The sequence below is a fragment of the Kitasatospora sp. NPDC004289 genome, from assembly GCF_053602875.1.
The window spans coordinates 101341-127377 of the sequence record NZ_JBSGEL010000006.1 but is presented as its reverse complement, the minus strand read 5'-3'; the positions used below and the strand labels follow the sequence as shown (position 1 = coordinate 127377).

At 73.6% G+C, this 26037-nt stretch carries 24 protein-coding genes; 16 read left to right on the top strand and 8 right to left on the bottom strand.

Annotated features, from left to right (window positions below):
• The first annotated feature begins 6 nt into the window (after nt 1-6).
• Together ACWEPF_RS05985 and ACWEPF_RS05980 are read left to right on the top strand one after the other, a co-directional pair.
• Nucleotides 7-1317: an alpha/beta hydrolase gene (locus ACWEPF_RS05985; protein WP_452171588.1), complete on the top strand. Its 1311-nt coding sequence runs from the start codon at nt 7-9 to the stop codon at nt 1315-1317.
• Nucleotides 1314-3842, top strand: coding sequence for a bifunctional lysylphosphatidylglycerol flippase/synthetase MprF (locus ACWEPF_RS05980; RefSeq protein WP_452171587.1), 2529 nt, complete (start codon nt 1314-1316; stop codon nt 3840-3842). The genes ACWEPF_RS05985 and ACWEPF_RS05980 overlap by 4 nt, the downstream gene beginning before the upstream one ends.
• Nucleotides 3843-3854: 12 nt before the next feature.
• Here ACWEPF_RS05980 and ACWEPF_RS05975 read toward each other — a convergent pair whose 3' ends face one another.
• The gene (locus ACWEPF_RS05975) at nt 3855-4280 is read right to left on the bottom strand and encodes an SsgA family sporulation/cell division regulator (protein WP_449797285.1); all 426 of its coding nucleotides are present in this window, start codon (nt 4278-4280) and stop codon (nt 3855-3857) included.
• A gap of 342 nt (nt 4281-4622) precedes the next feature.
• On the opposite strand from ACWEPF_RS05975, the gene ACWEPF_RS05970 reads away from it, so the two are divergent.
• The 3 genes from ACWEPF_RS05970 to ACWEPF_RS05960 all read left to right on the top strand — a co-directional run bounded on the left by ACWEPF_RS05970 (nt 4623) and on the right by ACWEPF_RS05960 (nt 8431).
• Nucleotides 4623-6443: a DEAD/DEAH box helicase gene (locus ACWEPF_RS05970; RefSeq protein ID WP_345290456.1), complete on the top strand. Its 1821-nt coding sequence runs from the start codon at nt 4623-4625 to the stop codon at nt 6441-6443.
• Between the two features lie 379 nt (nt 6444-6822).
• Nucleotides 6823-7473, top strand: coding sequence for an IclR family transcriptional regulator (locus ACWEPF_RS05965; RefSeq protein ID WP_345290396.1), 651 nt, complete (start codon nt 6823-6825; stop codon nt 7471-7473).
• Nucleotides 7474-7651: 178 nt separating this feature from the next.
• Complete coding sequence (locus ACWEPF_RS05960; RefSeq protein WP_345290457.1) at nt 7652-8431, top strand: S16 family serine protease; 780 nt, start codon at nt 7652-7654, stop codon at nt 8429-8431.
• 70 nt (nt 8432-8501) lie between these two features.
• On the opposite strand, the gene ACWEPF_RS05955 is transcribed toward ACWEPF_RS05960, so the two are convergent.
• Nucleotides 8502-9380: an IclR family transcriptional regulator gene (locus ACWEPF_RS05955; RefSeq protein ID WP_345290397.1), complete on the bottom strand. Its 879-nt coding sequence runs from the start codon at nt 9378-9380 to the stop codon at nt 8502-8504.
• The gene (locus ACWEPF_RS05950) at nt 9358-9912 is read right to left on the bottom strand and encodes an Lrp/AsnC family transcriptional regulator (protein ID WP_449797287.1); all 555 of its coding nucleotides are present in this window, start codon (nt 9910-9912) and stop codon (nt 9358-9360) included. The genes ACWEPF_RS05955 and ACWEPF_RS05950 overlap by 23 nt, the downstream gene beginning before the upstream one ends.
• Nucleotides 9913-10138: 226 nt before the next feature.
• Here ACWEPF_RS05950 and ACWEPF_RS05945 point away from each other — a divergent pair, with 226 nt between their 5' ends.
• Nucleotides 10139-10672 carry a VOC family protein gene (locus tag ACWEPF_RS05945; RefSeq protein ID WP_452171586.1) on the top strand — a complete coding sequence of 178 codons (534 nt, stop codon included), beginning with the start codon at nt 10139-10141 and terminating at the stop codon, nt 10670-10672.
• A 204-nt stretch (nt 10673-10876) separates the two neighbouring features.
• On the opposite strand, the gene ACWEPF_RS05940 is transcribed toward ACWEPF_RS05945, so the two are convergent.
• Nucleotides 10877-12253 carry an ATP-binding protein gene (locus ACWEPF_RS05940; protein WP_452171629.1) on the bottom strand — a complete coding sequence of 459 codons (1377 nt, stop codon included), beginning with the start codon at nt 12251-12253 and terminating at the stop codon, nt 10877-10879.
• A gap of 35 nt (nt 12254-12288) precedes the next feature.
• A complete protein-coding gene (locus tag ACWEPF_RS05935; protein ID WP_452171585.1) occupies nt 12289-13002 on the bottom strand; it encodes a response regulator transcription factor in 714 nt (237 codons plus the stop codon).
• A gap of 168 nt (nt 13003-13170) precedes the next feature.
• Between ACWEPF_RS05935 and ACWEPF_RS05930 the strand changes: the two genes are divergently transcribed.
• The 3 genes from ACWEPF_RS05930 (at nt 13171) to ACWEPF_RS05920 (ending at nt 17195) form a co-directional block, all read left to right on the top strand.
• On the top strand, nt 13171-13725 hold the full coding sequence (locus ACWEPF_RS05930) for a hypothetical protein (RefSeq protein ID WP_345290401.1): 555 nt from the start codon (nt 13171-13173) through the stop codon (nt 13723-13725).
• A gap of 358 nt (nt 13726-14083) precedes the next feature.
• The gene (locus ACWEPF_RS05925) at nt 14084-15637 is read left to right on the top strand and encodes a cellulose binding domain-containing protein (RefSeq protein WP_452171584.1); all 1554 of its coding nucleotides are present in this window, start codon (nt 14084-14086) and stop codon (nt 15635-15637) included.
• A 187-nt stretch (nt 15638-15824) separates the two neighbouring features.
• Nucleotides 15825-17195, top strand: coding sequence for a glycosyltransferase 87 family protein (locus ACWEPF_RS05920; protein WP_452171583.1), 1371 nt, complete (start codon nt 15825-15827; stop codon nt 17193-17195).
• A gap of 223 nt (nt 17196-17418) precedes the next feature.
• Here ACWEPF_RS05920 and ACWEPF_RS05915 read toward each other — a convergent pair whose 3' ends face one another.
• Entirely contained in the window at nt 17419-17835 is a 417-nt protein-coding gene (locus tag ACWEPF_RS05915) for an SsgA family sporulation/cell division regulator (RefSeq protein ID WP_345290404.1), read from the bottom strand.
• Between the two features lie 227 nt (nt 17836-18062).
• Between ACWEPF_RS05915 and ACWEPF_RS05910 the strand changes: the two genes are divergently transcribed.
• Both ACWEPF_RS05910 and ACWEPF_RS05905 read left to right on the top strand, forming a co-directional pair.
• A complete protein-coding gene (locus tag ACWEPF_RS05910; protein WP_452171582.1) occupies nt 18063-19430 on the top strand; it encodes an RDD family protein in 1368 nt (455 codons plus the stop codon).
• A gap of 76 nt (nt 19431-19506) precedes the next feature.
• Nucleotides 19507-20247: an RDD family protein gene (locus ACWEPF_RS05905; RefSeq protein WP_452171581.1), complete on the top strand. Its 741-nt coding sequence runs from the start codon at nt 19507-19509 to the stop codon at nt 20245-20247.
• Between the two features lie 137 nt (nt 20248-20384).
• Here ACWEPF_RS05905 and ACWEPF_RS05900 read toward each other — a convergent pair whose 3' ends face one another.
• Nucleotides 20385-20630 (bottom strand): hypothetical protein, encoded by a 246-nt coding sequence (locus tag ACWEPF_RS05900; RefSeq protein WP_345290407.1) that lies wholly within the window; start codon nt 20628-20630, stop codon nt 20385-20387.
• Between the two features lie 189 nt (nt 20631-20819).
• Between ACWEPF_RS05900 and ACWEPF_RS05895 the strand changes: the two genes are divergently transcribed.
• The 5 genes from ACWEPF_RS05895 to ACWEPF_RS05875 all read left to right on the top strand — a co-directional run bounded on the left by ACWEPF_RS05895 (nt 20820) and on the right by ACWEPF_RS05875 (nt 25442).
• On the top strand, nt 20820-21539 hold the full coding sequence (locus tag ACWEPF_RS05895) for an endonuclease V (protein ID WP_452171580.1): 720 nt from the start codon (nt 20820-20822) through the stop codon (nt 21537-21539).
• 168 nt (nt 21540-21707) lie between these two features.
• Nucleotides 21708-22175 carry a hypothetical protein gene (locus ACWEPF_RS05890; protein ID WP_452171579.1) on the top strand — a complete coding sequence of 156 codons (468 nt, stop codon included), beginning with the start codon at nt 21708-21710 and terminating at the stop codon, nt 22173-22175.
• Nucleotides 22176-22227: 52 nt separating this feature from the next.
• Nucleotides 22228-23631 (top strand): WXG100 family type VII secretion target, encoded by a 1404-nt coding sequence (locus ACWEPF_RS05885; RefSeq protein ID WP_452171578.1) that lies wholly within the window; start codon nt 22228-22230, stop codon nt 23629-23631.
• A gap of 188 nt (nt 23632-23819) precedes the next feature.
• On the top strand, nt 23820-25100 hold the full coding sequence (locus ACWEPF_RS05880; protein ID WP_452171577.1) for a S8 family serine peptidase: 1281 nt from the start codon (nt 23820-23822) through the stop codon (nt 25098-25100).
• Between the two features lie 93 nt (nt 25101-25193).
• Entirely contained in the window at nt 25194-25442 is a 249-nt protein-coding gene (locus ACWEPF_RS05875) for a hypothetical protein (RefSeq protein WP_452171576.1), read from the top strand.
• Here the strand turns inward: ACWEPF_RS05875 and ACWEPF_RS05870 are convergent.
• Entirely contained in the window at nt 25433-26014 is a 582-nt protein-coding gene (locus ACWEPF_RS05870; RefSeq protein ID WP_345290413.1) for a GNAT family N-acetyltransferase, read from the bottom strand. The two genes, ACWEPF_RS05875 and ACWEPF_RS05870, sit on opposite strands and share 10 nt — an antisense overlap.
• Nucleotides 26015-26037 lie beyond the last annotated feature (23 nt).

Below are 26037 nucleotides of genomic sequence, written 5' to 3'. Positions count from 1 at the left end.
AGCGGCATGACGATCGCGGCCTGGAACCCGCTGGACTGGAGCCTGACCACGGGGGTGATCCCCTACCTGGTGCTGGTGGCGGGGTGCGCCGCGCTGCTCGGACTGGCGGTGTCGCGGGGCCGCGGCTGGTGGACCCGGCGCTTCCCGTGCGCGGTGGTGACCGCCGCCGCCCTGACGGTGCTGCTGAAGTACGTGGTGGACGACTGGTGGCAGCCGCTGCCGGACGGGCTGCCGCGGCCGACGCTGGTCTGGACCGGGGTGGGGATCCTGGGCGTCTGCCTGGCCCTGTTCCGGATGCCGCCGCTGCGCTGGCGCGGACGGGCGGTGGCCGCGCTGGCCGCGGCCCTGGTGGTGCTGATGTCCTCCTCGCAGATCAACCGGGAGTTCGACCAGTACCCGACCCTGCGGGTGCTGCTGGCGCCGTGGATCGGCAAGACCGACGCACTGACCACCGGCAGGGTCCGGACCGTGCAGGTGCCGCCGGGCAAGGTGCTCTCCGAGGTCTGGCACGCCCCGGCCGGGCTGCCGGCCAAGGGCACCGTCTCCACCACGCCGGTGCCCGGCACCAAGTCCGGCTTCAAGGCCCGGGACGCGTACGTCTACCTGCCGCCCGCCTACCAGGCCGACCCGCGGCCGCTGCTGCCGGTGCTGGTGCTGATGGCCGGTCAGCCCGGTTCGCCGGGGGACTGGGTGAACTCCGGTCAGCTGCCCGAGCAGATGGACGCCTTCGCCGCCGCGCACCAGGGCCTGGCCCCGATCGTGGTGGTGGTGGACCAGATCGGCTCCCAGTGGGCCAACACGCTCTGCATGAACTCCCGGATCGCCCAGTCCCAGACCTACCTCGCCGAGGACGTCCCGGACTGGATCCACGCGCACCTACAGACCGCCACCGGCCGCACCGCCACCTCGATCGGAGGGCTCTCGCTGGGCGGCACCTGCGCGCTCCAGCTGGCGGTCAACGCACCCCAGGTCTACGGCTCCTTCCTGGACATCTCGGGCCAGCAGGAGCCGACCCTGGGCAGCCACGACAAGACCGTGGAGGAGGCCTTCGGCGGTGACGAGGCGGCCTTCGACGCGGTCGACCCGCTGCACGTGATGGCCCGTCAGCGCTTCCCCGACACCGACGCCGCCTTCGTGGTCGGCGAGGGCGACGGGGAGTACGGGCCGCAGCAGAAGGTGGTGTACCAGGCGGCGGTCGCGGCCGGGATGCGGGCGCACTTCCAGACCGTCCCGGGCGGCCACGACTGGAACACCTTCCGGGCCGGGCTCGGCGACAACCTGACCTGGCTGGCCCGGACGACGGGACTGATCCGATGACCGATGCGACGACCGATCCCTCGCCCGCCGCCGGGGCGCCCACCACCCCGGCCCCCGAGCGGCACCGCCGGCTGCGGATGGCGGCCGTGCTGGCGGCCCGGGTGCGCACCGCCCCGCTGACCCTGGTGCTGTTCCTCGCGCTGTGGGTGGTCGGCGCGGCCACCGGCAGCCTCGGCGCCGGGCCGGACCAGCCGCTGCTGGAGCGGGTCGGGGTCGGCCTGCCGACCCTGGAGGCCGGGCGCTGGTGGACCCCGCTGAGCTCGCTGCTGTGGATGCCGGGCATCGGCGCGTACGTGGTGACCACCCTCGTCCTGCTGCTGGTCGGCCCGGTCGCGGAGCAGCGCCTCGGCGCGGCGCGCAGCGCACTGGCGCTGACGGTCTGCCAGGTGCTGGGCTCGCTGCTCGGGGTGGCCCTGGTGCGGCTCGGGGTGGCGGCGGACCTGAACTGGACGCAGGCGGTCCAGGACCAGATCGCGGTCGGCCCGGCGCCCGGGCTGCTCGGCCTGGCGGCCGTGCTCAGCTACCGGCTGACCGCGCTCTGGCGGCGCCGGCTGCGGCTGCTGGTGGTGCTGATGCCGGTGGTCACCATGCTCTACATCGGGCACCTGGAGGGCGTGCGCCGGGTGGCCGCGGTGCTGGTCGGCCTGCTGCTGGGGGCGCTGCTGTTCCACCGGGGCCCGGCCCGCCCGCGCGGGGTCTCGCACACCGAGGCCCGGGTGCTGGTGGCGCTCTGCCTGGTGGCCACCGCGGTCGGCCCGCTGGTGGCCTCGCTGTACAAGGACGCGATCGGGCCGTTCAACACCATGAGCGAGCTCTACTTCTCGCACGTGCCCTCGGCCGAGGAGGTGGCCGACGCCTGTGACGAGTCGGCCCGGGCCTGCGCCGCCGCGCACTCCACCCTGCGGTTCTTCGACTCGCCCGGGCGCCTGATGGCGGCCCTGGTCCCGGCCCTGCTGCTGGTGCTGGCGGAGGGGCTGCGCCGGGGACTGCGGCTGGCCTGGTGGCTGACGGTGGTGACCGAGCTGGCCTGGGCCGGCCTGCTGGTCTGGCTGCTGGTGGACAACTACGACGAGTTCGCGCGGACCGGCGGCGCGGGCTTCCTGATCCAGCTGATGGGCGAGGCGATGCTGCTCCCGGTGCTGGTCCTGGTACTGCTGCTGATCACCCGTCAGCGCTTCGACCAGCTGCTGCCGGGCCGGGTGGTGCGCCGGCTGGGGGCGGTGGTCGGCGCGACGCTGCTGCTCAGCTGCGGTGCGTACGTCGGGATCGGCTGGCTGGTGCGGGACCAGTACGAGCCGGACGCCACCTTCGGGCAGCTGGTGGCCGGCCTGCCCTCGGAGCTGCTGCCGCCGGCCTACAACGCGCTGGTGCCGGACTACCCGATCGCGGCGGGCGGGACGGCGCAGGCCACCCAGATCTGGTGCGGGGTGCTGTTCTGGGCGGTGGCGCTGACGGCGCTGCTGCTGGCCTTCCGCCGCCCGGTGGTGCACGTGGACGCCGAGGACGCGGCCCGGGCCCGGGAGCTGCTGACCAGGTACGGCGGCTCGACGCTGTCCTTCATCACCACCTGGGACGGCAACCACTACTGGTTCGACGAGCGGGGCGAAGCGGCGGTGGCGTACCGGGTGCTGGCCACCGTGGCGCTGACCACGGGCGACCCGTTCGGGGAGCCGGCGGCCCGGGAGCGGGCGGTGGCCGGATTCGCCCGGTACTGCGACGAGCGCGGCTGGACCCCGTGCTTCTACAGCGTCACCCCGCAGGTCCAGCAGGAGGCCGAGCGGCTCGGCTGGCGCTCGCTCCAGGTGGCCGAGGACACCGTGGTGCCGCTGCCCGACCTGGCCTTCACCGGCAAGAAGTGGCAGGACATCAGGACCTCGCTGAACAAGGCCGCCAAACAGGGCATCACCGCCGAGTGGTGGAGCTGGGCGGACGCCCCGATCGCGGTGAAGGACCAGATCCGCTCGATCTCCGAGGAGTGGGTCTCGGACAAGGGCCTGCCCGAGATGGGCTTCACGCTCGGCGGGCTGGACGAGCTGGCCGACCCGGCGGTGCGGATCCTGGTCGCGGTGGACGGGGACCGCACCGTGCACGGGCTCACCAGCTGGATGCCGGTGTACCGGGACGGCGTGCCGGTCGGCTGGACGCTGGACTTCATGCGCCGCCGCTCGGAGGGCTTCCGGGGCGTGATGGAGTTCCTGATCGCCTCGGCCGCGCTGGGCTTCAAGGAGGAGGGCGCCGAGTGGCTCAGCCTGTCCGGCGCCCCGCTGGCCCGGGTCGAGCGGGGCGGGCAGCCGACGGCGCTGGACCGGCTGATGGACTGGCTGGGCCGGTCGATGGAGCCGGTGTACGGCTTCCGCTCGCTGCTGGCCTTCAAGGCGAAGTTCCAGCCCGAGTACCGCCCGATGTACATGGTGTACCCCGACCCGGCGGCGCTGGCCAGCATCAGCCGGGCGATCGGCAAGGCGTACCTGCCGCACCTGACGCCCGCTCAGGGGGTGCGCCTGATGCGCAAGCTCTCCTCCTGAGGCCCCGCCGGATCACCGGAGCAGCTCGGCCAGCGCCCGGTCGGCGTCCAGGTGGAGGTGCTCCTGGCCGGCCGCCACCAGGGCGTGGCTGCGCCACAGGAAGCGGCGCAGCTCCGGGGCGGGGAAGCGGACCAGCGCGGTGCCCTCGGGGGAGCGCAGCTCCACCAGGGTGTGCCGGGGGGAGGAGGGGCGGACGTGCACGTCGCCCTGGCCGCAGGGCAGGTCCACCCCGCCCGCGAGCAGCTCCCGGGCGAACACCCAGGTGATCTCCGGGACGCCGTCCGGGACGGGCTCGCCGTCCAGGGCGAACTCGGCGGGGAAGCCCATCCGCACGGCCAGCGGGTCGCAGGCCCGGTAGCGCAGGGTGACCCGGAGCGGGGCCGAGCGGTGCGCGCTGACGATGAGGTGGGCCTGGACGACCTGCTCGACGACGGACATGGGTGCCTCCCGGTGGCGGTGCGTGCGGACCCGTTCGTTCGGGGCCACTCCGGTGAGACGGGTGGGGCGCCCGGGGCTTACGCGACTCGGGTGGGGGAAACGGGTGATCCGCATCACAGGGCGAGGCTCCCCGGGAGGCCTCGGAAGGGGCCCGCGGAAGCCGCTGACCAGGGCCCCGGGGGTACCCGCGCGGCGCCCGTGTCGGGCCGCCCTCCCGGCCGGGCCCCGGTAGGCTAGGCGGGTTGTCCGACCGCCGTCCCACCGTGGATCGGGCCTGCCACAACGGCCCTGACCTGCGACGATCCCCCCTCGGAGACCGTGAGTACTGCCGCCAGCTCCGCCATGACCCCGCTCTTCTCGGACGCCCAGCCGCACACCGCGGCGAAGGCCGCCCACGCGGGCTCGCACCACCTGTCCCCGGCCTTCCCCAGCCGTGCCGCCTACGGCACTGCGGGCAAGCTCCGGGCCTGGCAGCAGGGTGCGCTGGACAAGTACGTCGAGAACCAGCCGCGGGACTTCCTCGCGGTCGCCACCCCCGGCGCCGGCAAGACCACCTTCGCCCTGACCCTGGCCTCGTACCTGCTGCACAACCACCTGGTGCAGCAGATCACCGTGGTCGCGCCGACCGAGCACCTGAAGAAGCAGTGGGCGGAGGCGGCCGGGCGGATAGGGATCAAGCTCGACCCGGCGTACTCCTCCGGCCCGCTGTCGAAGGAGTACCACGGCATCGTGGTCACCTACGCGGGCGTGGGCGTCAACCCGATGCTGCACCGCAACCGGACCGAGGCCCGCAAGACCCTGGTCATCATGGACGAGATCCACCACGCCGGTGACTCCAAGTCCTGGGGCGAGGCCTGCTTCGAGGCCTTCGAACCGGCCACCCGGCGCCTCGCGCTGACCGGGACGCCGTTCCGCTCCGACACCAACCCGATCCCCTTCGTCCAGTACGGCGTGGACACCGACGGCCTGCGCAAGTCGGTGGCCGACTACACCTACGGCTACGGGCACGCGCTGGCCGACCACGTCGTCCGCCCGGTGATCTTCCTGTCCTACAGCGGCAACATGCGCTGGCGGACCAAGTCCGGCGACGAGCTGGAGGCGCGGCTCGGCGAGCCGATGACCAAGGACCTGATCGCCCAGGCCTGGCGGACCGCGCTGGCCCCGCAGGGCGAGTGGATCCCGAGCGTGCTGCAGGCCGCCGACAAGCGCCTCAGCGAGGTCCGCAAGGCCATCCCGGACGCCGGCGGCCTGGTGATCGCCACCGACCAGAACGTGGCCCGGGCCTACGCCAAGATCCTGCGCGAGATCAGCGGGGAGAAGGTCACCCTGGTGCTCTCGGACGAGACCGAGGCCTCCCAGCGGATCTCCGACTACGCGGCCGGCACCTCGCGCTGGATGGTCGCGGTCCGGATGGTGTCCGAGGGCGTCGACGTGCCCCGGCTCTGCGTGGGGGTGTACGCCACCTCGATCTCCACCCCGCTGTTCTTCGCCCAGGCCGTCGGCCGCTTCGTGCGCGCCCGCAAGCGCGGCGAGACCGCCTCGGTCTTCCTCCCCACCGTGCCCACCCTGCTCGGCTTCGCCAACGAGATGGAGCTCCAGCGCGACCACGTGCTGGACCGGCCGAAGAAGGAGGGCGAGGGCCTCTTCGACGAGGAGGACCGGCTGCTCGCCGAGGCCGAGCGGGCCGACGACGGCCCGGACGGCGCGGGCGGCGACGAGTTCAGCTACGAGGCGATCGGCTCGGACGCGGTCTTCGACCGGGTGCTCTACAACTCCATGGAGTTCGGGATGCAGGCGCACCCGGGCAGCGAGGAGGAGGAGGACTACCTCGGCATCCCGGGCCTGCTGGAGCCGGACCAGGTGCAGATGCTGCTGCAGAAGCGCCAGACCCGGCAGATCCAGCGCTCCAAGGGCAAGCCGGCCGAGGAGGCCGACCTGCTCGAACTCCCGGCCGAGCAGCGTCCGGTGGTGACCCATCAGGAGCTGCGCGACCTGCGCAAGGAGCTGAACGGTCTGGTGGCCGCCTGGCACCACCGGACCAACCAGCCGCACGGCACCATCCACAACGAGCTGCGCCGCCAGTGCGGCGGTCCGCTCACCGCCCAGGCCACCGCCAACCAGCTGAAGGCCCGGATCGCCAAGGTCAAGGAGTGGGCCAACTGACGGCCCCCGTCCGGAGTCCGTTCACACCGTCCGTTCACACCGCCCGTGTCCGGACTCCGGAATTCCTTCGAACGCACGACTGATTTGCCCCTGGGAAATGGGCTTGATGTCCGCTTTTGGCGCGCGTTCGATAACGGATGTTGACCGAATTTTGGACAAGGCCTTCCGCTGTGCGGTCTCCGTTCACTACTTTCTCCCCACGCTCTCTCGAACGACCACCCGCGGTCGGGACGGGCGCACCGCAAGGCTGTGCGTTCGTCGAAGGAGCCGACGCACCGCCTCAGCGCGGAAAACCCCCACCTGCGCGCGACACCCCGGTCTCCGGCTCCGGTTCCCCCTGCCCGGAGCCAGGTGACCGCCGCAGAAAGGAATGCGCGTCGTGACTGCCGAGACCTCCCAGACCCTGGACCGTGGTGTCCGGGTCCTCAAGCTGCTCGCCGACTCCGAACGCGGCCTGACCGTGACCGAGTTGGCGGCACGGCTGGCCGTCAACCGGACCGTCGTCTACCGCCTGCTGGCCACCCTGGAGCAGCACGGACTGGTCCGTCGCGACATCGGCGGCCGGGCCCGGGTCGGCCTCGGCGTGCTCCGGCTCGCGCACCGGGTCCACCCGCTGCTGCGCGAGGCCGCGCTGCCCGCACTGCGCAGCCTGGCCGAGGACCTCGGCGCCACCGCCCACCTGACCCTGGTGGACGGCGCGGAGGCGCTCGCGGTCGCCGTGGTCGAGCCCAGCTGGACCGACTTCCACGTCGCCTACCGCACCGGCCTGCGCCACCCGCTGGACGAGAGCGCGGCCGGCCGCGCCATCCTGGAGGCCCGCAACTTCCCCGGCCAGCGCCGCCCCGACCAGGGCTTCGTGATCACCCGCGCCGAGGAGCAGTCCGGCGCCAGCGGCGCCGCCGCCGCGCTGATCGGCCTCAGCGGCATCGAGGGCAGTGTCGGCGTGGTGATGCTCAACGGCCTGGTGCCCGAGCGGGTCGGCCCGCGGGTGGTGGAGGCCGCCACCGAGGTGGCCGACGCCCTGCGCTGAGCGCCCTGCGCCGACGGCCCGCCGCCGCACGCGCCGCCCTGACACCCCGCCACCCTGACACCCCGCCGCCGAACGCCCGGCGGTGGGCCCGGCGGCGGAGGCGACCCCGTACGATCACGGTGTGTCCGATCTCGGTGTGCCCGACCAGAACCCGTCCCCGGCCCCCCGCGCCCGCCGGCTGCCCGGGCCGCGGGCCCGTGCGCTGACCCTGTGCGGGGTGCTGGTCGCGGCGCTGTTCGGGACGGCCGCCTTCGTGCCGCTGCCCTACACGCTCACCATGCCCGGCGACACCGCGGACGTGCTCGGCTCCTACCAGGACCGGCCGGTGCTGACCGTCACCGGGGCGCCGGTGCGGACCACCAGCGGACAGCTGCGGATGGTGACCATCTCGGCCACCAACCCCGGCGAGCGGCTCAGCCTGGCCGAGGCGCTGAGCGCCTGGCTCGACCCGGACGAGGCCGTGCTGCCCTCCGAGGCCGTCTACCCGGACACGGACCCGGAGAAGGCCGAGCAGGTGACGGCCGAACAGATGACGGACTCCCAGGACAGCGCCACCACCGCCGCCCTGAACTACCTCAAGCTCTCGCCGGCCCAGGTCAAGGTGAAGGTCGACCTGGGCGCGGTCGGCGGGCCGAGCGCCGGGCAGCTGATCGCGCTCGGCATCGTGGACAAGCTGGCCGGGGACGGCAAGGGCGGTGACCTGACCGGCGGCCGCGTGGTCGCCGGCACCGGGACCATCGACGACCAGGGCAACGTCGGCGCGGTCGGCGGGGTGCCGCTGAAGACCCAGGCCGCGGCCCGGGACGGGGCGACCGTCTTCCTGGTCCCCAGGAGCGAGTGCTCCGAGGCCAAGGTGAACCTGCCGGCCGGGCTGCGGCTGGTGCCGGTGGAGACCCTGGCCGGGTCCGTCGCCGCGCTCACCGCGCTGAACGAGGGCGGTGCGGTGCCCGCCTGCTGACGCGGGCACCCGTGGGTCCGCCCCGTGGTGTGGTGGAGGGCGGCTCCCGGGGAGGTCTCCCCGGGGGGCGTCAGAGTCCGAAGGCCGCCGCCGCGAGATCGTCCGTCAGGCGGGACCGCAGCTGGGCCGCGATCTGCGGTAAACGGTGCGCCTGGGCCATCGGCAGGGTGACGGAGAAGGCGGCCAGCCCGCTGCCCATCACGATCGGCACCGCCGCCCCGGCCGCCCCCAGGGCGAACTCCTGGTACTGCGTGATCGGCGCCGCCCGCTGCGGACCCTGCCGGGGCAGCAGCGGCAGCCGGGACGGGTCGCGCAGCGTGTACGGGGTGAACGGCACCATCGGGTACCTGGCCAGGTGGGCCCGCCGCTCCTCGGCCGACATCAGCGCCAGCAGCGTCTTGCCCGCCGAGGTGGCGTGCGCGCCCGCCCGGAACCCGGAGAGGTCCACCGTCGGCGCCCCGGGCGCGGCGTGCGAGGCGACCAGCACCACCTCGCCGCGCAGGTGGCGGGAGAGGTAGACGGCCGCGCCCAGTTCGTCGCTCAGGCGGCGCAGCATCCGCTCCAGGCGCCGTCGCCCGGCCGCCGGGCCCTCCTCCCGGCAGAGCCCGGCCACCGCGGGGCCGGTCAGGTACCGGCCCTCCAGGCGCTCCAGGTAGCGGTCGTGCACCAGCGTGCGGAGCAGGTGGTACGCGGTGCCGAGGGCCAGCCCGGTGTCCCGGGCCAGCTGCTTGGCGGTGGCGCCGCGCGGGTAGCGGGCCACCGCCTCCAGCAGGCGCAGCGCCCGCTGCGCGGAGGCGATCAGGGTCGGCGGCGGTTGGCGCTCCGGCGACGAGCGCTCCGGCGACGGGCGGCCGGGCGGCGGGCGGTCGAATGACGGGGCGTCAAGTGACGGAAGGTCAGGTGACGGAAGGTCAGGATTGCGGCGCTCAGGCGCCGGTGCGGGTGTCATGGAGTCGATCTTGACTCGCCTGGTCCCGGGCGGCCTGCTCGCGGGCGGTCTGTTCGCGTGCCGCCTGGTCGACCAGCGGCAGCACCCGGAACGGTACGGGGTTCTCCAGCGCGATCGCGGTGGAGGCCCGGACGATCCCGTCGAAGCCCACCACCCGGTCGATCACCCGTTGGAGGTCGGCGTTCGAGCGGGCCACGATCCGCACCAGCATGTCGCCCTGCCCGGTGATGGTGTGCAGCTCCAGCACCTCCGGGACCGAGGTCAGGTGCGCCCGCACGTCCACCCCCTGGCCCTGGGAGATCTCCAGGGTGGCGAAGGCCGTCACCGGATAGCCGATCGCCGCCGGGTCCACCTGCGGGCCGAAGCCGCCGATCACGCCCCGGGACTGCAGGCGGTCGAGCCGGGCCTGCACGGTGCCGCGGGCCACCTGGAGGCGGCGGGAGCACTCCAGCACCCCGATCCTCGGCTCCTCGCTGAGGAGCCTGATCAGCTTGCCGTCGAGCTGGTCGATGGCGTCGTTCGGCGTCTGCACGGCTGCTGCTCCGTCCGTGGGTGGGGGTGGTGGGGCGGTGCCCGTGGGGGTGGGCAAACTGTCCAGCGGTGACCGCCATTCTCCGGCCCGGGGCGGCAGCTTGCCCAGGACCGGGAGCACCGGTTGCGTAACGCCGCCGCGGACGGGACGCTCCCTGCACCGCCCCGCGGAACGGGCCCCCACACCGGGCCGCGGGGCTCGGACCGGCCCACCGGGGAGGTACTCGTTGACCGACGTCTCCACCGCACCGCACGTCCTCCACCCGGACGGGCCCGGGCCGCTCGCGGCGCTGCGCACCGACGCCGTCTACGCCGTCCGGGACGCCCGCCTCGCCGCCCGCCACTACGCCGTCTCGCTCGCCATGCGCTGCACCGCGTGGGCCGGTCCGGCCACCGGCTGCCCCTCGATGCTCTCCTACGTCCTGGAGTCCGGACCGACCCGGCTGGTCGTCAGCTCCGCACTGACGCCGGGGAGTTCGCACGCCCGGCGGATCGCCGAGCACGTCGAGCGGCACGGGGACTCGCTGCTGGACCTGGTGATCGAAGTGCCGGACGCCTACGCCGCGTACGACTACGCGGTGGACCGGGGCGCCCGCTCGGTCACCGAGCCGTTCGAACTCGGCGACCGCTACGGCACCGCCGTCCTCGCCGTGCTCGGCACCCCCGGCCCGGCCCGCCACCTGCTCGCCGACCGCACCGCCTACCCGGGCCCGTACCTGCCGGGCTACCGCCCCGCCCCGCCGCACCTGCTGCAGCACTAGCCGACGCGCCACCCGGGCCGCCCGGAGGGCGGTCAGGGGCGCGGGGCTCTGCTGGTGTGCGGCTCCGCCGCGTGGGCGCGATTCGGAAGGCACCGACCCGTGTGCCGGGTACGGAGAACCACCTGCAAGTGGGTGCCCGTACCCGGCACACGGGTGTCCTGCTTCCGCCGCGCGCAGTTCCCCGCGCCCCTGGCCGGAGGCGGCTCAGCGGCGGCGGCGCGCCGGGCGGGGGACGGTCGCCCTGGTCTCCAGGCGCAGGCGCAGTTCGGCTCCGCCGAGGCCGGCCGAGCGGCCCAGCGCCAGATCGCCCCCGGTGGTCTCGGCCAGCTTGCGGACGATGTCCAGTCCGAGCCCGGTCGAGCCCTCGCCGCCCTGCCCCTCGCCGCGGCGCAGCGCCGCCTCTGGGTCGGCGAAGCCGGCCCCCGCGTCGCCGACCAGCACGATCACCGAGCCCTCGGTGACCAGCACGTCCACCGAGAAGGCGGTGCCCATCGGGGTGTGCCGGAAGACGTTGCCGAGCAGGGCGTCCACCGCCGCCGCCAGGTCGCCGCGCTGCACCGGCACCGGTGCGGCGCCCTCCGCCCCGGCCAGCTGCCAGCGGCGCCCCTCGTCCTCGGCCAGCGCGGACCAGAAGCCGACCCGCTCGCGGATCACCTCGGCCGCGTCGCAGCCGATCGCCACCTGCGGCACGTCCTCGGGGGAGCGCCGGGCGGCCCGGATGATCTGGTCCACCTCGCGCTCCAGCTGGGCCACCGCGTGCCGGGCCGCGTCCGCCGCGTCGCCGCTGCCCAGCGACGCGGTGTTCAGCCGGAGCACGGTCAGCGGGGTGCGCAGCCGGTGCGACAGGTCGGCCGCCAACTCCCGTTCGGCGGCGAGCAGGTGGACCACCCGGTCGGCCATCGCGTTGAACGCGTGGGCCGCCTCCCGGAGCTCGTTCGGCAGGCCCTCGGACTCCCGGCCGTCCACCGGCACCCGGACCGCCAGGTTGCCGCTCCCGAGCGAACGGGCGGCGGCCGCCAGCCGACGGGAGGAGCCGACGATCCGGGAGCCCATCCGGTCCGCCACCAGCACCGAGATCGCCACCAGGCCGACCGCCACCCCCGAGAGCACCAGCCAGGCGGTGACCACCCCGTGCCCGAGCTCCTCCTCGGCCACGAACACCTCGACCACCGCGACCCGACTGCCGCTCACCGCCACCGACTTGAGCAGCACGAAGCCGCCCGGAGCCGCGGCCACGAAGGACCGGCCCTGCCCGGAGCGGCCCTGGCCGGCCGCGTCCGCCACCGAGGACTGCGCGGCCCGGCTGTGGCCGACCACCGTGCCCGGGCCGAACCCGGTGACCGGCAGGTGCACCGCGACCCGCTCCTGGGTGGCCGAGTCGGTGGAGGCCAACGCCCTTGCGATGGCGTCCTGTTCGGTGGTGATGGCCAGGGCCGGGCCGAGCGCGGCGGCCTGCCGCTCGGCGGCGGCGAAGGCGCGGTCCCGCGCGGTCTGCTGGACCATCAGGCCCAGCGGGATCAGGAAGGCCAGCGCGACCATGGTGGTCCCGGCCACCGCTGCCCTGACGAGTGCCCAGCGCAGCGAGTGGCCGCCCCCGCCGACCCGGTCGCGCCGCCTCACGTCGCTTCCCCGCCGTCCGGCGCCGGAGCGGCGGGCGCCTCCAGGCGGACCCCGACGCCGCGCACCGTGTGCAGGTAGCGCGGCTTGGAGGCGGTCTCGCCGAGCTTGCGGCGCAGCCAGGACAGGTGCACGTCGATGGTCTGGTCCCCGCCGTAGGTCTGGCGCCAGACCTCGGCCAGGATCTCCTTGCGCGGCACCACCACCCCGGGCCTGGCCGCCAGGAAGGCCAGCAGGTCGAACTCGCGCCGGGTCAGGTCCAGCGGCCGGGCGTCCAGCAGGGCCTCCCGGCGCTGCACGTCGATCGCCAGTCCGCCGACCCGCAGCACCCGGCCGGCCGGGGCGCTGCCGCTGCCGAAGCGGCGCAGCACCGCTGCCATCCGGGCCGTCAGGTGCTCGACGGAGAAAGGTTTCACCAGGTAGTCGTCGGCGCCGTCGTTGAGCAGCCGGACGATCTCCGCCTCGTCGTCCCGGGCGGTGGAGATGATCACCGGGACGTCGGTCAGCCCTCTGATCATCTTCAGCGCCTCGGAGCCGTCCAGGTCCGGCAGACCGAGGTCCAGGATCACCAGGTCGCACCCGACCTGAGCCACCTCGCGGAGCGCCTCCAGCGCGGTGCCGACGCTCCTGACCGCGTGGCCGGAATCGGCCAGGTGCCGGATCAGGGCGGAGCGTACGAAGGGGTCGTCCTCGACCACGAGCACTGTTGCCATGGGGCCGCAGGCTAGTCCATCCCGGAGCAGTGGTCTGTACCTCGGTCGGTCTGGCAGGAGTGCCGGACGGCCGCTCCCTGCCACCTCGGTGTCATTTGTGCAACTTCCCTGCCGATTCCCTGACCTGCACGCCAGCCGGTCCCGGCGGTACGGCAGGATGTGGACGCGATGCGGAACGGACTCGTACAACTCGGCGCCTGGACGGCTGCCACCGGGGCGGCGGTGGCGCTGTCCTGGTTCGGCGTGCACGCGGTGCTGGCCGAGACGGCCTTCGAACAGCCCTCCGCCCTCCAGCTCCCCACCTCGGCCGCCCACCCCTCGTCCGACGCACCGTCAACCCCCGCCCCGCCCACCGCCGTCGAACCGTCGCCGAGCGCCTCGCCGACCCCCTCCGCCACCCCGCTCGCCCCCACCAGCCCGGCCCCCGGCCGCACCCCGGCGAAGAAGCCCGCCGCCCCCGGCAGCGCCGCCGCGTCGGCCCCCGGCAGCGCGGCCGCGGTCTCCTCGGTCAAGAGCTACCGCGTCCCCGGCGGCCGGGTCGCGCTCGACATGCAGCCCACCACCGCCGAACTGGTCTCGGCCACACCGGACCAGGACTGGCAGATGCAGATCTGGCAGGGCGACAAGTGGCTCCGCGTCGACTTCACCAAGGACGGCGCCACCAACTCCGTCTTCGCCACCTGGAACGGCCACCACCCGGACGTCCAGACCGTCGTCCGCTGACCCCCTGCCAGGGGGCGCGTGCACGGTTCGGCGCGTGGCGTCGGCCGGGGTGATTGCACCAGGGGCGCGGGGAACGCAGGTGGTGATCCCGGGGGCGCGGGGAACTGCGCGAGTCGGAAGGCGGACCAGTGCCAGGTCGGGGCAGGCGAGCCAGTGATACGTGGTGCCGTTCCCCCGCGCGCAGTTCCTCGCGCCCCCGGGGTGACCACGTTCGCCGCGCCCCCACCGCTCTTCCTTAACGGCGCCGTAAGGGAGGTGTTCGGCTGGCTGAGGGACGGCTTCCGGCCGGTCCGGCCGGGCTAGCGTCTGGCGGGTCCGGAGGCGTGGGGCTTCCGGTGACGCCGGAGGTAGCGAGCAGATGAGCCAGCCCACCCGCCGTTCGGGACACCGCCGCCGCAGCCGCAAGGGGCCGGTGGCCTTCGCGGCCGCCCTGGCCACCGTGCTCGCCGCCGGAGCCGCCGTCACCTTCGCCACCTCGGCCGGCGCGGCCAGCCTCGGCGCCGTCTACAGCCGGACCAGCACCTGGGAGTCCGGTTACACCGGCCAGTACCTGGTGACCAACCCGGGCAGTGCGGCGATCGACGACTGGACGCTCGGCTTCGACCTCCCCGACGGGGCCCGGATCGACTCGCTGTGGAACGCCACCTTCAGCGCCACCGGCCGGCACGTCACCGTGAAGGCCCAGTCCTGGAACAAGCGGATCGAGCCGGGGAAGACCGTCGAGGTCGGCTTCGTGGTCCAGGGCAGCGGCGCGGCCCAGGCCGAGCCGTCCAACTGCACCGTCAACGACTCCCCGTGCAAGGGCGGCAGCACCCCGCCGCCCACCCCCTCCGGCCGCCCGAGCACCACGCCGACCGCCTCCACCTCTCCGTCCGCCTCCACTTCTCCGTCCGCCTCCGCGTCCGCGTCCGCGACGGCCACGGTCAAGCCGACCCCGACCGTGACGCCCAGTCAGACCCCGTCCCCGACCGGCACCACCGCCCCGCCGGTGACGACGGCTCACTTCGCCCCGTACGTGGACACCTCCCTCTGGCCCCCCTTCGACCTGGTGGCCACCGCCAAGGCCGGCGGCGTGAAGAACTTCAACCTCGCCTTCGTCGTCTCGGGCGGCGGCTGTACCCCCAAGTGGGGCGGCGTCAGCGACCTCACCGCCGACCCGGTGGCGGCCCAGATCGGTGCGCTGCGCGCGATCGGCGGCGACGTCCGGGCCTCCTTCGGCGGCGCCAACGGCAGCGAGCTCGCCACCGCCTGCGCCTCGGTGGCGGACCTCACCGCCGCCTACCAGAAGACCGTGGACGCCTACGCCCTCACCAAGGTCGACTTCGACGTGGAGGGCGGCGCGCTCGGCGACACCGCAGCCAATACCCGCCGCGCCCAGGCCATCGCCCAGCTGCAGAAGAACGCCGCCGCCAAGGGCCGCCCGCTGGACGTCTCCTTCACCCTCCCGGTGCTGCCCAGCGGTCTCACCCAGGACGGCGTGAACCTGGTCGCGGGCGCCAAGGCCGCCGGGGTGGCGATCGGCGCGGTGAACGTGATGGCGATGGACTACGGCGCCGGCGCGGCCCCGAACCCGCAGGGCCGGATGGGCAAGTACGCGATCGACGCGGCCACCGCGACCCAGGCCCAGCTGAAGTCGGTGCTCGGCCTGTCCGACGCGGCGGCCTGGTCCAAGGTCGCGGTCACCCCGATGATCGGTGTGAACGACGTCTCCACCGAGGTCTTCACGGTGGCCGACGCCACCGAGCTGGCCGCGTTCGCCAAGGGCAAGCACCTGGCCTGGCTCTCGATGTGGTCCGGCACCCGCGACAAGGCCTGCCCGGGCGGCCCGAAGCAGGCCGCCGACGCGACCTGCAGCAGCATCGCCCAGCAGCCGCTGGACTTCACCCGGGTCCTCGGCGCCTACACCGGCTGACGCTCCCTCCGTCCCGCACGGCGGGGGCTCCTGACCTCACGGGGGGTCAGGAGCCCCCGGCCGCTCGGGACGGCCCCGGCCGCTCGCCGGGCCGCCTGCCCGACCGTCTGCCCGGCCGCTCGTCGGGCCGTGGCCGCGGACCGTCGGGTAAGGTCGCAAGCTGGTCGACCGGCGGACGGAGCGGAACGTGACAACGGCGCAGGAACAGCGCAAGGCCCCGGAACGGGCGCCTTCCCCGTCACCCGCCCGTGCCCTCCGGGCCACCCCGCAGGCCGTCCGGGAGGCGGTCAAGGAAGCACCCAGGCGGCTCATGGTGACCGCTTCGGTGGTCGCCGTCCTCTCCCTGCTGGTCTACGCGGTGCTGCGGCACTTCGTCGGCACCTCGATGGTGGACATGATCGTCTACCGGGCCGAGGGAGCCGCCGTGGCCAACGGCACCGACCTCTACGCCCTGCGGGTGACGGAGTGGAACCTGCCGGCCACCTACCCGCCGTTCGCCGCGATGCTCTTCGTGCCGACCACCTGGTTCGGCGTCCCGTTCCTCCGGGTGGCGATCACCCTCGGGAACGTCGCACTGCTCGGCCTGCTGGCCCACCTCTCCTTCAAGCTGGTCGGCTGGCCGCGCAAGGAGCTGCGCCCGGTCGGCGTGGTGCTGGTGGCCGGGCTCGGCGTCTGGCTGGAGCCGGTCTTCACCACCCTGCGGTACGGCCAGATCAACCTGGCCCTGGCCTGCCTGATCCTCTGGGACCTCACCCGGCCCGACGGCCACCGCTCCAAGGGCCTGGCCATCGGCATCGCCGCCGGGATCAAGCTCACCCCCGGCCTGTTCGCGGTCTACCTGCTGATCACCGGCCGGATCAGGGCCGCCTTCGTGGCGGGCTTCACCTTCCTCGGTACCTTCCTGATCGGCGCCCTGGTGCTGCCGGACGCCACCTGGGGCTTCTGGACCAAGTACCTCTACGACTCCTCCCGGGTCGGCAAGACCGAGATCGTCGACAACCAGTCCGTACGCGGCGCCGTCGCCCGCCTGCTGCACACCGCCGAACCGGGCACCGTGGCCACCCTGGCCGGGGCCGTGGTCGCGGTGGCGGGTCTGGCCACCGCGGCCTGGGCCTACCGCAGCGCGCGCTGGGCCCCCCGGGCCGAGGCCTGGGGCGTCTGCTGCGCCGCCGTCACGGCCGTGCTGATCTCACCGATCAGCTGGACCCACCACTGGGTCTGGTGCGTCCCGGTGCTGGTGCTGCTGGCCGCCGAGGCCGCGCACGAGCGCTCCCGCCCGGCCCTCGTCCGGCGGCTGCGGTGGCGGCCGATCTTCGGCGCCACCCTGCTCGCCTTCGTCTCCTTCGGCATGTGGCTCGTCCCGCACAAGGGCGACCTCGACCTGCACCTGTCGCCGATCGCCCAGCTCCCGGCGGCGGTCTACCCGCTGGTCGGCCTCTGCTTCCTGCTGACCGCCGCACTCCGGGTCCGCTCCCGGCGCCGCTTCGCCGGGGCGCCGCTGGTCAGCCTGCCGACCCAGCGCAGGGCACCCGAAGGGACCGGCGCACCGCGACGGTGAGCTGACGCTCCCTCATCCGGGGGTGGGGGCGGCGCGCTCCGCTGACGGAGCGTCGGCCGGCCCCCACGCCCGGCCGCATGCTCCCCGGCGTGGACCCCGAAGGCCCACGCCGCACCACCGGACACGCGCCCGCGCCCGCGCCCGTTTCTGCTTCCCGCTCCGCTCCTGCTCCTGCTCGGGCTCCCGCCTCCGCCGAGCGCGGGTCCTCCGCTGCCCGGCCGCGTCACGCGAGCAGCTCGGCCAGCGAGTGGTCGAGGTCCAGTGCCGCCAGCTCCGCGCCCGGCGGCACCAGCCGGTGGGCGCGCTCCAGCCAGGCCGCGACGGCCGGCAGCGGCGCCTCCAGCAGCGCGTCCCCGGCCGGGGAGCTGAGCGCCATGCAGAGCACGCTGCGCCGCCCGGAGCGGGTCGGCCAGATCCGCACGTCCCCCTGCCCGCACGGCCTGAACGTGCCCTCCACCAGCAGCTCCCGGGCGAACACCCAGGTCACCGGCGTGCCGGTGTCCAGGTGGAAGGTGATGTGGACGGCGTACGGGTCGTGGCTGCCGTACGACAGCCGGGCCGGGACGGGGACGCTGCGCTCGGGGGAGAGCACCAGGTTCAGTTCGAGCTCGTGCTCGACCACGCTCGTGGACCGTTCCATGACGGGTTCCTCTCGGTGTCCGCGGGGTCCGCTCTCGAACCCCTCCACCGGAGGAGAGCGGGGCGCGGCGAAGGTCTTACACACATTCGGCGCACGTTCCGGGATTCACCAACTGCCCGCCGCGACGGCGCCGAGGCACTACCCTTTGTGACTGCTCGACGACTGTCCGACCGCGACCGGCTGGTGACGGTGCGTCGCCCCACGGTGCTGCCAGGAGAGAAGACCCCATGACGGAACGCCCCTTCGCAACTCACCAGGGCGAACCGGGGGCGCTGGCCGCAGCCGCGCCCGCCCCGCTGCCGGGCTACTACCCGGACCCCTCCGTCCCCGGCTTCGTCCGCTACTGGGGCGGTGCCTCCTGGGTGCCCGGCACCAGCCGTCCGGCCCCGGTGGCCGGCGAACACCTGGCGCCGCCCCGCGGCGTCGCCCAGCGGCCCGCCAACCTGGCCGCGGCCGCCCCGCCGCCACCGGTCCTCCCTTCGCCCTCGCCCTCTCCTGCCCCGGCTCCCGGTTTCGGCGGCGCCTTCGCGGGGGGCGCTCCGCCGGTGCGGGCGGACGAGACCGGCCCAGTGTTCTTCGACGAGACCTCGGGCGGCGCGTCCTTCGTGATGGCGCCGTTCGCCGCCGAGGCCGTCGCACCGCCGGTCCGGCCGCTCCCCCCGACCCCGTCTCCGGCAGTGGCCGCGAACCCCGCCCCCGCCCCCGCCCCGGCTCCGGTGGCGGCCGGGTGGAAGGCCACCCAGTCGCGGCCGGCCGAGCGGATCTCCTGGGGCGCCCCGGCGGTCACCACCCCCGAGCCGGTGCCGACCGCGTCCGCCACCGTCGTGGCGCCCGTGCCCGTGCCCGTGCCCGCGCCCGCGCCCGTGTCGGCTCCCGCGCCGGAGCCCGTGGCCCCGGGGGCGGGGTCGCGGCCCGAGCGGACGGCGGTCGCGGAGCCCGTCGCCCCGAAGGCGGGGGGCGCCGTCCCCGCCGCCCGGCGGAAGCCGGTCACGTCCGCCTCCGGGTCCGCCTCCGGATCCACGTCCGGGTCCACCTCCGGCCCCTCGCCCGCCGCTGCCGCCGCCCGCCGCCGGGGCTCGGCAGCCGCCCGCAGGCCCGCCGCGCCCGCCCCGGCCGGTCTCGGCCGCCGCCTGACGGCCCGTCTGGTCGACGGCCTGGTGCTCGTGCTGGTGGCCGTGGCGGCCGGGGTGCCGATGGTCCGCTCGATCTCCGTCCACCTGGACCAGAAGCTCGGCGAGGCCGCGCAGGCCAGCCGGGCCAACAGCGGGGCCCAGGTGCAGGTCTGGCTGGTCGACGGCACCGTGCTCGGCCGGGCCGGGGTGGTGCTGGGCGTGGTGCTGCTGGCCGCACTGCTCTACGAGGTGCTCCCGGTGGCCCGCACCGGCCAGACCTTCGGCAAGCGGCTGGCCGGGATCAGGGTGGTCGACGCGGAACGTCCCGGTGCCGCGCCCTCCTTCGGCCGTTCGGCACTGCGCTGGGTGGTGCGGCAGGCGGCGCTGCTCTCGGTGTTCGGCCTGCTGGCCCCGGTCCTGGACCGGAAGGGCCGACGGGCCTGGCAGGACCGGGCGGCCGGTACCCGGGTGGTCCGGTCCTGACCCTGACCGCTCGTCAGGTAGGCAAAACGGACCAAATATCCCAACACTGCCGTAATCAGGGTGTTCTACTCGGGTCATGAGCACCCATGACCCCTCGTCAGGATCCGAACCGGAGGGGGGCGACCGGCCCTCCTTCGACAAGCAACCCCCGCCGTCCGGTACGCCGTCCGGTGCGCCGGCCGACCCGTACGGCAGTCCGCCGCCGCCCCCGGCCGACCCCTACGGCAGCGGCGGCCCGTACAACGGGGCGCCCGGCGCCCACGGTTCGCCCTACGGGGCGCCGCCGCCCCCGCCCCCGCCGCCCGGCTACGGCCAGGACCCGTACGGCCAGTCCCCGTACGGTCAGGCCCCCTACGGTGGTCAGTACGGCGTGGGCGCCGGCCCGGTGCCCGGGATGCCGCCGCTCGGCGGCTGGGGCGCCCGGATCGGTGCGCGGGTGATCGACTACCTGATCGTCCAGGTGGTGGCCGTGGTGATCGCCGCCCCGTTCGCCGACCTCGGCTCGCGCAACGGCTGGCTCAGCACCTTCTGGGTCACCTACGTCCTCTACCTGATCTACGAGGGCGTCATGCTCAGCCGGGACGGCCAGACCGTCGGCAAGAAGGTGACCAAGGTCCGGGTCGCGATGCTCGTCGACGGCAGCCCCCCGACCACCGCCGCGGCCTGGAGCCGGGCAGCCACCTTCGCCGCCCCCGCACTGATCTGCTGCGGCCAGCTGTGGTGGGTGGTCGACGGCCTGTTCGGCGTCTTCGACAAGCCCTACCGCCAGGCGATCCACGACAAGGCGGCCAAGACCGTGGTGGTCAGCACCGCCTGACGCACCCTCGGACCCGCACGCCCGGACCCGCACGCTCGGGCCCGAACGCTCGGGCCCGCACGCTCGGCCCCGCCCCGTACGGCCGCCGCTCCCGCGGCCCCGCCGTACGGGGCGTCCGTACGTCCGGCCGGCCCGGATCAGCGGTGGGCGGCATACTCCCGGGCCGGCGCGCTCTGCGGCGCCCCGACCGACGCGATCCGGCGCCGCCGATCGGCCCCGGTCACCAGCAGAGCGGTCGTCAGGGTGCCGAGCGCGACGGCGAACCCGACCAGCACCGCGATCTCGAACACCCCCCTCGACCCGGAGACGGCGAGCAGGACGGCGGCCGCGACCACCACGGTCAGGACGCCGGTGCTGAGGTGAGCCAGGGTGGGACGAGACATGACGGACCGTCCTTCGCGTACGGGGGAGGGGAGGGGAGGGTGCGGAGCGGGGGAAGCCTTGCCTTACCTGTCCAAGGTCTACCCACCCCCGGTCCCGGACAAGTACCTTTCCCGTCCCCTTCCCTCCGGGCCCCGCAGGCTGGATACGGTGGCACCCGACCGCTCGAACACCCCGGGGGAACCGTGCCCGTGCCACCGTCCTCGTCCCACCCGTCCACCACCCCCGAGGGCTGGCCGCGCACCGAGGAGGAGGCCGTCGCGGAACAGCTGCGACTGCGCCCGCTGATCGACCCGACCGGCCCCGAACCGGCCCCCGACGCCCTGGTCGCCGGCGTGGACGTCGCCTACGACGACGAACGCGACCTGGTGGTCGCCGCCGCCGTCCTGCTCTCCCTCCCCACCCTCACCGTGGTCGAGGAGACCACCGCCACCGGCCGGATCTCCTTCCCCTACGTCCCCGGCCTGCTCGCCTTCCGCGAACTCCCCACCGTCCTCGACGCCCTGGCCTCCCTCCGCACCCGCCCCGACCTCGTCGTCTGCGACGGCTACGGCCTCGCCCACCCCCGCCGCCTCGGCCTCGCCACCCACCTCGGCCTCCTCACCGACCTCCCCACCCTCGGCGTCGCCAAGACCCCCTTCACCTTCACCCACACCCCACCCGCCCCCACCCGAGGCGCCACCACCCCCCTCCTCGACCCCACCACCGGCGAACAGGTCGGCGCCGCCCTCCGCACCCGCCCCGACGTCAAACCCGTCTTCGTCTCCACCGGCCACCGCATCGGCCTCCCCGAATCCCTCGCCACCGTCCTCCGCCTCACCCCCACCTACCGCCTCCCCGAGACGACCCGCCGCGCCGACTCCCTCTGCCGCCGCGCCCTCTCCACCGCCCTCGCCCGCCCCGTGTACTGATTCCGTCCCAATCCCCGACGGTGCGTCACGTCACCCTCCGGCCCGGGCATCCCATGTGTTAGACATGAGGGTTGAGGGGGCGGTCGCCACGGACCCGTCGCCCACGAAACACCTGACATCGAGTCACACAAACCAGTCCCAGCACTGGCTCCACGGGGGAGGACAGTCGTGAGTACGGGCAAGGGCTACCGCGTCGAAGTGGACAGCCTGCGGGCCTTCGCTACCCAGGTACGCGGCCTACTGGACGAGTTCCAATCACGAGCGGACGGCACCCGCACCCACGGCCAGACCGGCGTGGCGCGGAGCGCCTTCGGGAGCTTCCCAGAGGCCCAGGCACTGCACCAGCAGTACGAGTTGACCCGTGATGGACTGCGGGACGTGCTCCTCCTGCTCCAGGACGCCATCGACGAAGCGCAGCGCAAGGCGGATCTGACGGCCTCCAACTACGAGGAGCAGGAGACGGAGACGACTCGTCACCTCAAGCTCAACACCGACGGCTGGTCCGTCGGTGCGGGGAACCCCGCAGTTCCGGTGAGCTACACGACCACGCAGCGTCCGATCACCGGCCCGACTCCCAAGCCTCCTACTCCCAGTGCGAGCCCAGTGGGCAGCGGGGATCCGCAGTCGACATGGTGAAGGTCAGGACGCTCCGGAGTAATGATCACCAGCGGACAGGGGGTGCCGGCTCGTGAACGAGCACACCAATTTCGACAACTACAGCCATGCCGAACTTCGCCGCATGGTCGGCTCCATGGACTCCGGCGGCGTGATGTCCGCAGCGGATCCGTGGCGGCGGGCGACTGTGGCGCTCAAGCAGATCCACAACTCACTCGCCACGTCGACGAGTGATGCCACCAGCACGTGGGAGGGCGACACCAGCGACGCCTTCGAGTCGAAGATGACGGTGCTGGCCGACCGAGTCAGGTACGTCGCCGCTTACACCAACGACGCAGCCCTCACCCTCGAGATGATGTCGAGCGCCATCGCCGAGGCGAAGAGCACCATGCCCGAAGAACCGGGTTTCTGGTCGAAGGCGGCCGACGCGGTCGGTGACACGGCCTCCTCCGCGATGGGGAACGAGGACGAGGACACCAAGACCGCCATCACGGATGAGAAGAAGGCCCAAGCGGTGGCGGTGATGAACCTGCTCGCCACGCGCTACCGGGCTGCCTCCGACTACCTCAAGCCGCCGCCCAAGCGGATCGAGGACATGAAGGAGATCGTCTCGTCCGACTCGATGGGAACGGCTGCCTTCAGCGCGATGATCATGGGTGGAGGGATGGGCTTCGCCAGTTCCCAGTCCTCCGGCACTGCCACTCTGCGGTCCCGAACTAGCGGACCCACCGGCACCGCGGGAGTGCAGTCCCCCAAGTCTGTCCCGCCGAGCCGTCCCACGGATCCGGGTATCAAGGGCGGTACCGCCAATCCGATGCCGAAGCCGCCGTCCCCCAACCCGTACGGGCCGGGTACCGGAATTGACGGTGCCACGGTTGCTCCGAAGCCGGGTACGTACGGCCCCGGGAGCCAGGGCATCTCGGGGCCGGGGGCCGGCGGTGGTGGCGGCGGCATCGGGTCGTCCTCCGGCAATGGGTCCAACACTTTCGGAGGCGGCCAGCTGAACGCCACCAAGAACGGTGGTGGCCAGTTCGGTGCTGCCGGGGTGGGTGGTCCCTCCGGCAACTCTGCCCGGGGTGGCGGGAGTGGTATCGGACAGGGCGCGGGCGGCGCGGGCCGTGGTGGTGGTGCGTTCGGAGCTGGTGGCATGCAGGGCGGCGGTGCCTCTGCCGGCGGTCTCGGTGGAGGGCAGGCGGGTCGGGCAGGCGCTGGAGCCGGACGCATGGGCGGCGGCACGGTCGGTGGCTCTGTGGGTGGCGCCGGTGGTCGTGGTGCCTTCACCGAGGGCGGGTCCGGTCTCGGGCGCGGCCGTGGCCAGGCCGGTCAGGGCGCAGCGGGCCAGGGCGGTGGCATGCACGGTGCCAACTCAGCCGGCAAGAAGAAGGACGAGAAGGAGAAGCGGCGTCCGGACTACCTCGTCGAGGACGAGGAGACCTGGGCGTCCGGCAAGCCGTCCAATCCCAACGTGGTGGACTGACGGCATCCCATGGGACGGGCACCGCCATTTGATGGCGGAGCCCGTCCCGAACGCGGCACGGATGGTTCCAGCGAGCGGAGTGGCGAGTCTTGAGGTTCAGTCGGAAGGTTCGAGGAGCATCTGCGCTCGCGCTGGGGTCGGTGCTCTGGGGAGCCGCTGCCTTCCCGGCGGCTGCGGACAACATTCGCGTGGCTCAGTGGCCGATCAGGAAGCTCGCTGCAGCAGAGAAGGTCTGGCCCATCAGTCAGGGCGAGAACGTGACTGTCGCGGTCATCGACACCGGTGTTCTGGCGGACCATCAGGACTTGGTGGGGCAGGTGCTGCCGGGTGCCGACTTCTCGGGGCAGCAGAGCGACGGCCGGATCGACACCGATGGTCACGGGACCGCGATGGCGAGTCTGATCGCCGGGCACGGCCACGGCAACCAGGACGGAATCATCGGCTTGGCGCCGAAGGCGAAGATCCTGCCGATAAGGATCAACCTCGGCGGTGACGACCAGCTTGTCAGTGCACAGAACGACGAGGTGCCGAAGGCCATTCGCTATGCGGTGGACCACGGCGCCAAGGTCATCAACATGTCGTTCACCAGCGCAGTCGGTGCGGACGCTCGGGAGGCCATCAAGTACGCCATCGACAACGACGTGGTTCTGGTCGGTGGTAGCGGAAACCTGGGCAACCGTGGCGTGGGAGTGAGCTATCCGGCCGCAGTTCCCGGAGTCGTGGCCGTCGGTGCGGTCGACGAGAACGGGAACGTCTGGGAGAAGTCGAACCGGGGCCCCGAAATCACGCTGGTGGCGCCGGGGGTCGACATCTACTCGGCAGGCCCGAAGGCCAAGGCACCAGGGGACTATCACCGGGCGAACGGCACCTCCGATGCGGCGGCTTACGCGTCTGCCATTGCCGCTCTGGTGCGCGCCAAGTATCCGAACCTGTCGGCTGGGCAGGTCATCAACCGGATGATCAAGTCGGCGGTCATGCCGGCTGGCCAGAAGCTTCCGAACGATGGCTACGGCTACGGCATCGCGTCTGCGCAGCGTGCGCTTGCCGAGAATCCCGAGGTCGACAACGGGCCGAAGGAGAACCCGCTCCTTTCACGGGCCGAGTCACGGTTCTCCGAAGCCCCCTCGTCACCCGCCTCCGCGCCCGCCACTGGTGGGGCGAAGGAGGGCCAGACGGCGGCTCCGGTGGGGGAGAAGAAGGACGACGGTGGGATCCCGGTGTTCGTGTGGGGGGTCGTCGGGGTGTTGGCCGTGGTGGTGGTCGGTGGGGTGATCGTGCTGGCTCGCCGTCGTGGTGGTGGCGGCGGTGGGGGGCAGCCGCCGCAGCCTCCGTACGGGGGTGGGCAGCAGTATCCGCAGCAGTACCCGCCGCAGCAGCAGTACCAGCAGTATCCGCAGCCGCCGCAGCCGGGCCAGGGCTACCCGCCCCCGCCCCCGCCGCAGCAGGGCGGCGGCAACCCGTACCGCTGACACGCCCACGAACGGCGCACAATCCGAGCACGGCGAACGGCCCTTCGGGTACTGATGACCAGTCAAGTCGTCAGTAGACCGAAGGGCCGTTCCATGTTCCGGGTGTTCAGCAACTCCTCCTCCGCCCCCGCGTCCCGCCGCCGGCTCCCCGCCGTACTGCTCGCCGCCGGCCTGGCGGCCGCCACCTTCGCGGGTGCCGCCGCCGCGTCCGCGTCGGAGAACCACGGCCCGGCCAACGCCGAGGAGGCGAAGGTCTGTTCGGACCTGTTGGGTTGGGCGCAGGGGATCGTGGGGCTGCCGGCGACTTCGGTGGATGCCAGCTGTACCGTCCGTCAGGGCTGAGCGGCGGACGGGGTGGTGGCCGCCCGCCATTCGGGGGCGAGGGCGGCCATCAGCAGGATGTCGTGGCGGGTGCCGTCCCAGACGTGGGCGTCGCGGAGGCGGCCTTCGGGGAGGAAGCCGGCCTTGAGGTAGGCGGCCCGGGCGCGGGGGTTGTAGGAGAAGACCTCCAGGTGGACGCGGTGCAGGCCGATGGCGTCGAAGGCGTGGGAGAGCAGGAGCCGGGTGGCTTCGGTGCCGAGGCCGCGGCCGGCGACGGCGGGGTCGAGGGCGATCCGGTAGGAGGCGGATTCGGTGGGGCGGTCGAGTTCGTTGAGGGCGAGTTCGCCGAGGTAGGCGCCGGTGCGGAGGTCTTCGACGGCCAGGTCGAGGCGGTCGGGCTGGTCGGCGCGGGTGGCGCACCAGTCGTCGATCTCGGCGCGGGTGAACTGCTTGGTGGTGCCGGTGAGCCGGAGCAGTTCCGGGTCCTGGAAGGTGCGCCAGGCGTCGTCGGCGTGGGCGGGGGAGAGCGGCACCAGGCGGACGCGTTCGCCGGTGAGGGTGGGCTTGTGGCGGAGGGCCTCGTCGTTGATCACCTCTCAGTTGTAGTCAGTGGGGC